3 protein-coding genes are annotated in these 6,113 nt (G+C 67.6%); 2 read left to right on the top strand and 1 reads right to left on the bottom strand.

The window, feature by feature from the left end; translation table 11 throughout:
• Window positions 1-1,814: M48 family metalloprotease (locus AC2YHT_RS20455; RefSeq protein ID WP_487291735.1), on the top strand; the 1,814-nt coding region annotated here is incomplete at its 5' end.
• Window positions 1,815-1,875: 61 nt separating this feature from the next.
• Here AC2YHT_RS20455 and ettA read toward each other — a convergent pair.
• A complete protein-coding gene (ettA, locus tag AC2YHT_RS20450) occupies window positions 1,876-3,543 on the bottom strand; it encodes an energy-dependent translational throttle protein EttA (RefSeq protein WP_487291734.1) in 1,668 nt (555 codons plus the stop codon).
• A gap of 219 nt (window positions 3,544-3,762) precedes the next feature.
• On the opposite strand from ettA, the gene AC2YHT_RS20445 reads away from it, so the two are divergent.
• On the top strand, window positions 3,763-6,057 hold the full coding sequence (locus AC2YHT_RS20445) for a TonB-dependent receptor (protein ID WP_487291733.1): 2,295 nt from the start codon (window positions 3,763-3,765) through the stop codon (window positions 6,055-6,057).
• Window positions 6,058-6,113: the final 56 nt, after the last annotated feature.

Genomic DNA, 6,113 nt, shown 5'->3' with positions numbered 1-6,113 from the left:
GCGACGAGCCGCTAAAGGCCCCGCCCCCCGCCAAGGGCGGCGTGCGCGGCATGATCGGCGGCGGACTGGCGCGGATCGGCTCGACCACGATCGACCGGTTCTCGATCAGCGGCCGCGACGGCGTCTTCCTGTGCTCGCCAGGCCAGGCCGCGCAGGCGACCGAGCGCGCGGCGCGGCCCGAGCCCGCCCCGGCCGCGACGAAGACGACGACGCCCGGCGGCGGACCGGCCGTGCTGTCGCTGTCGGCCCAGGCCGACGTGCGCGGCGACATGCGCCCCACCCTGTTCCAGATGAACCAGACCCAGGCGCGCCTCCAGGCCATGGTCGATCGCCTCGCCAAGGCCTGGCCCTATCCGAACGCGCCGCGTCCCCGGGTGCTGATCAGCGCCAACCTCGCCTACAACGCCGAGGCGCGGCCGGACAACACGCTCACCGTCTGGCTGGGCGTGTTCGAAGGAACCACGCCCGGAACCCTGACCGACCAGCTGACCGACAACGACCTCTACTGGCTGCTGGGCCACGAATACGCCCACCTGGCTCTGGGCCACAGCCGTCGCGACGAGGCCGCCGAGGGCCAGCGCAAGCTGCTGCAGAGCATGACCTCGCTCTACCAGCGCGGCGCGGTGCTGGAGGCCAACATGCGCTACGCCGAGCCCGGCGTGAACGCCGACATGCGCGAGCGGATCGAGGACTCCAAGGAGGCCCACCGCCGCCTGCGCTTCCTGGTCGACAAGATCGCCATGCCGTTCTGGGGCCGGATGCTCGAGGACGAGGCCGACGCCGCGGGCTACGACGTCGCCGCCCTGGCCGGCTACCAGCCGCGCTGGAGCTATTCCACGACCCAGTTCGCGCTGGGCGAAAAGGCGATGGACGACCGCGTCGACGCCGTCAAATCGGGCCTCAGCAAGAAGGCCTCCGCCCTGCTGGCCGACCCGCAGTACCAGGCCGCGCTCAACCAGGGCCAGTTCAGCGCCGCGGCCAACACCATGGGCGAAGCTCTGAAGAAGAGCCTGATCGAGGAGGCCAAGAGCCAGGCCATCGACTGGATGAGCCGCGACCACCGCTCGGCCAAGGCCCGATCGGAGGGCATGGAGCGCTATCGCCAGGCCGCCTACGACAGGACCCAGATCACCCCCGCCAGCGGCAAGATCGTCGCCGAGACCACCGGCCTGATGGGCCTGACCGAACTGGCCGAGGCGGTGCGCGCCGCCCGCGCCGCCAGCAACGCCGAGAACGCCCTCGACCCGGTGCAGGGCGAGGATCCGCAGGTCTCGTACGCCAAGGCCGCGAGCGAGATCCAGATCGCCCTGAACACGCCCTTCAAACGCGAGGCCTATATCCGGCTGGTCGCCGCGCGGGTGGCCCTGGCCCAGAACCGGCCGGGCGACGCGGTCAACCACCTGGAGGCCGCCCGCTCCTCGCCGAACGTGTCGCCCGACGCCTATCGCGAACTGGCCAGGCTGTACGCCAAGCGCGGCAGCCTCGCCCAGGCCCAGACGATCGTGACGGAAGGCCGGAGCAAGACCGGCGACTACGACTACTTCTTGCCCGAGGACGTCCGAATCCTGGTGCGCGGGCACAAGTTCAAGGAGGCGGGGCCGGTCATCGGCAAATGCCGCGCCAGCCAGCGCGAGCAGATCATCCTCGACTGCCTGGACGCGCTGAGCGACCTGGATCAGAGCAAGCTGACCGAGCAGCAGAAGCAGCAGTTCCACGATCTGGCCTACTGGGGCGCGACGCCGAAGACGGCCAAGGACGACCAGTCGGTCTCGCCGTTCGACCTGCGCTCGCTGCTCAAGCCCGCCGGCAAATAAGAAAAAAGCCCGCCGGACCATCCAGTCCGGCGGGCTTCGATCTCGAGGAATTCCTCCCGCCTTAGCGGGCGAACTTCTGGAACTTGATCCGCTTGGGGATCAGGCTGTCGGCGCCCAGGCGGCGCTTCTTGTCTTCTTCGTACATCTCGAAGTTGCCTTCGAACCACTCGACGTGGCTGTCGCCTTCGAAGGCCAGGATGTGGGTCGCCAGGCGGTCCAGGAACCAGCGATCGTGGCTGATGACCACGGCGCAGCCGGCGAACTCTTCCAGGGCCTCTTCCAGGGCCTGCAGGGTTTCGATGTCCAGGTCGTTGGTCGGTTCGTCGAGCAGCAGCAGGTTGCCGCCGGTGGCCAGGGTCTTGGCCAGGTGGACGCGGTTGCGCTCACCGCCCGACAGCAGGCCGACCTTCTTCTGCTGGTCGCCGCCCTTGAAGTTGAAGCTGCCGACATAGGCGCGGGAATTGATCTCGCGCTTGCCGACCACCATCACGTCGGTGCCGCCGCTGATTTCCTGCCAGATGGTCTTGTTCGGATCCAGCGCGTCGCGCGACTGGTCGACATAGGACAGCTTCACCGTCTCGCCGACCTTCACGGTGCCGGCGTCGGGCTGTTCGCGGCCGGTGATCAGCTTGAACAGGGTCGACTTGCCGGCGCCGTTCGGACCGATGACGCCGACGATGCCGTTCGGCGGCAGGCGGAACGACAGGTCCTTGAACAGAACCTTGTCGCCGTATTCCTTTTCCAGGCCCTCGACTTCCAGCACCAGGTTGCCCAGGCGCGGGCCGGGCGGGATCTGGATGTGGGCCTGGGTCTGGGCGGCGCGGGCGTTTTCCTGCGCGGCGACCATTTCGTCGTACGAGGCCAGGCGGGCCTTCGACTTGGACTGACGGGCCTTGGGCGAGGAGCGGACCCATTCCAGTTCGCGGGTGAGCGCGCGTTGGCGGGCTTCGGATTCCGACTGCTCCTGGACGACGCGCTTCTGCTTCTGCTCCAGCCAGCCGGAGTAGTTGCCCTCGTAGGGGATGCCCTTGCCGCGATCCAGTTCCAGGGTCCACTTGGTCACCTGATCCAGGAAGTAACGATCGTGGGTCACCAGGATGACGCAGCCCGGGAAGTCTTCCAGGTGGTGCTGCAGCCAGGCCACCGACTCGGCGTCCAGGTGGTTGGTCGGTTCGTCGAGCAGCAGCATGTCGGGCTTGCTGAGCAGCAGGCGGGCTAGAGCGATGCGGCGCTTTTCACCGCCCGACAGGCTTTCGATGTTGCTGTCGTTGGGCGGGCAGCGCAGGGCGTCGATCGCCATCTCGATCTTGGAATCGATGTCCCACAGATCCTTGGCGTCGATGATCTCCTGGAGCTTGGTCATCTCCTCCATCAGCTCGTCGGTGTATTCCTCACCGAGCTGAACCGCGAGGGCGTTGTATTTGTCGAAGACGTGCTTGTCTTCGCAGTCGGCGATGACATTGCCCCAGACGTCCTTGGTCGGGTCGAGCACCGGCTCCTGCGGGAGATAGCCGCGCTTGATGCCGTCGGCGGCCTTGGCCTCGCCCGAGAATTCCTTGTCGAGGCCGGCCATCACCTTCAGCAGGGTGGACTTACCCGAGCCGTTGACGCCCACGACGCCGATCTTGGCGTCGGAGTAGAACGACAGCCAGATGTTCTCGAAGACCTTCTTGCCACCGGGATAGGCCTTGGTCAGGCCCTGCATCTGGAAAATGTATTGCTGCGCCATGAGGGGCTTTTCGTCTCTCGGGTCGGGGTGCGGGGGTCGGGCGCTCAAATAGCGGTTGGGGGCGATTTGCGCAATCGCGGCCCCTTCACGCATTCGTCGCCAGACTGTCGGCGAGACGACAAATAACCGTCGCGGCGGTGTCGTCGATCAACGTTAGGCGAGCCCACTAGACGCGCCCCGGCGGCCTCCCCGCTCCCGGCGCACTAGGGGATAGTTCAGATGAAATCCGCTCTTCTGCTGAGCGCCGCCTTCGGCGCGCTCCTGCTGGCCGCTCCCGCCCTCGCCGCCGAAACGCCCGCCGAACCCGCGCCTGTCGCGGCCGACGCCGCCACCGAGGTCGACGCCGTCATCGTTATCGGCCAGGGCCAGAGCCGCCAGGTCCAGACCGTCAACGACGCCGCCCTGGCCCTGGAAGCCTCCGGCTCCAGCCCGCTGAAGGCGATCGCCAAGCTGCCCGGCGTGTCGTTCCAGTCGGCCGACGCCTTCGGCGCCTACGAATGGTCGACCCGCATCTCGATCCGCGGCTTCAACCAGAACCAGCTGGGCTTCACGCTGGACGGCGTGCCGCTGGGCGACATGAGCTACGGCAACCACAACGGCCTGCACATCAGCCGCGCCGTCGCCAGCGAGAACATCGGCAAGGTCGAACTGGCCCAGGGCGCCGGCGCGCTGGGCGTCGCCTCGACCTCGAACCTGGGCGGCACGCTGCAGTTCTTCTCGCGCGATCCGTCCGAGACGCTCGGCGGCCAGCTCAACGTCACCGGCGGCTCCGAGGCCATGCACCGGGTGTTCGGCCGCTTCGAGACCGGCGCCATCGAGCAACTGGGCGGCCTGCGCGCCTACGTCTCGATCGCCGACCAGAAGAGCGACAAGTGGAAGGGCGGCGGCGAGCAGAAGCAGCGCCAGTACGACGCCAAGGCCGTGCTGCCGATCGGCGAAGGCGAACTGACCGGCTTCTACCACCGCTCGGAACGCCGCGAGCAGGACTACCAGGACATGTCGTTCGAGATGATCAAGCGTCTCGGCCGCGACTGGGACAACACCCAGCCCAACTGGGCCCTGGCGATCGCCGCCGCCCGCGCCTACCAGACCGGAACCGCCCTGCCCTCGCCGTTCACCTCGGTCGATGACGCCTACTACGCCGGCGCCGGCATCCGTGACGACGATCTCTACGGGGCCAGCCTCAGCCTGCCCTTCGGCGACCACGTCAAGTTCGACGCCACCGCCTACCAGCACAAGAACCAGGGCCAGGGCCTGTGGTACACGCCGTACCTGGCCAGCCCGGGCTTCGGCACGACCGGCTCGAACGCCGCCCCGCTGTCGATCCGCACCACCGAGTACGACATCGACCGCGGCGGCCTGATCGCCGGCCTGTCGGTCGAGCTGGGCGCCCACACCATCAGCGGCGGCTTCTGGACCGAAACCAACCACTTCAACCAGGCCCGCCGGTTCTACGCCGAGACCGCCTCGGCCCCGTCGCGCGATCCGCTGGACTTCCAGGCCAACCCGTTCGCCACCCAGTGGCAGTACCGCTTCGAGACCAAGACCCTGACCGGCCACATCGAAGACAGCTGGGCCGTCACCGAGGCCCTGAAGGTCAACTTCGGCTTCAAGGCGGTGAAGGTCGAAAACAGCGTCGAGACGGTGGTCGGCAGCGCGCTGTCGGGCAAGATCGAGAGCAAGGACACGTTCCTGCCGCAGGTCGGCTTCGTCTACGACCTGGGCAGCGGCCTGGAGTTCTTCGGCGGCTACACCGAGAACATGGCCGCCTACGTCTCGGCGGCGACGGCCGGCCCGTTCGCCTCGCAGAGCCAGACGGTCGTCGACTACGTCGCCAAGACCCTGAACCCGGAAAGCTCCCGGACCTTCGAAGCCGGCGCCCGCTATCACCGGGGTCCGTTCCAGGGCGTGGTCGCGGTCTATGACGTCAACTTCGAGGACCGCCTGCTCAGCGCCTCGACGGCCTCGCCGATCCTGGGCCTGCCGGCCGTGCTGTCGAACGTCGGCTCGGTGAAGACCCAAGGCCTGGAACTGGCCGGCGAATACCGCGTCAGCGACGCCTGGTCGGTCTACGCCGCCTACACCCACAACAAGTCGGAATACCAGGACGACGTCATCAACGGCAGCGGCGCCGTCGTCGCCCACACCGCGGGCAAGACCGTGGTCGACACGCCCGAGAACATCTTCAAGGGCGAGGTGAAGTTCGAGCAGGCCGGCTTCTACGCCAAGCTCGGCGTCAGCTACACCGGCGAGCGCTACTACACCTATGAGAACATCGGCGGGAAGGTCGACAGCGCCACCGTGGCCGACCTGACCCTCGGCTACAGCTTCGACGGCGAGGGCTGGACCAAGGGCCTCGAGATCCAGGCCAACATCACCAACCTGTTCGACGAGGACTACATCTCGACCGTCGGCTCGGGCGGCTTCGTCAACAACGACACCGCCGGCACGGCCATGACCCTGCTGCCGGGCGCGCCCCGCCAGGGCTTCGTGACGATCAAGAAGGCGTTCTAAGCCCGCCTTCGAACCTGAAAGACGCGCGGCCGGGAGGCGACTCCCGGCCGCGTTTT

The sequence above is a fragment of the Caulobacter sp. SRI_008 genome (assembly GCF_057586355.1).
This window is presented reverse-complemented; position numbering and strand designations above follow the sequence as displayed.

Excerpts from the sequence above, each read along its gene's own strand:
- ettA (WP_487291734.1), bottom strand. The coding sequence starts at position 3,543 with ATGGCGCAGCAATACATTTTCCAGATGCAGGGCCTGACCAAGGCCTAT.
- AC2YHT_RS20445 (WP_487291733.1), top strand. The coding sequence starts at position 3,763 with ATGAAATCCGCTCTTCTGCTGAGCGCCGCCTTCGGCGCGCTCCTGCTG.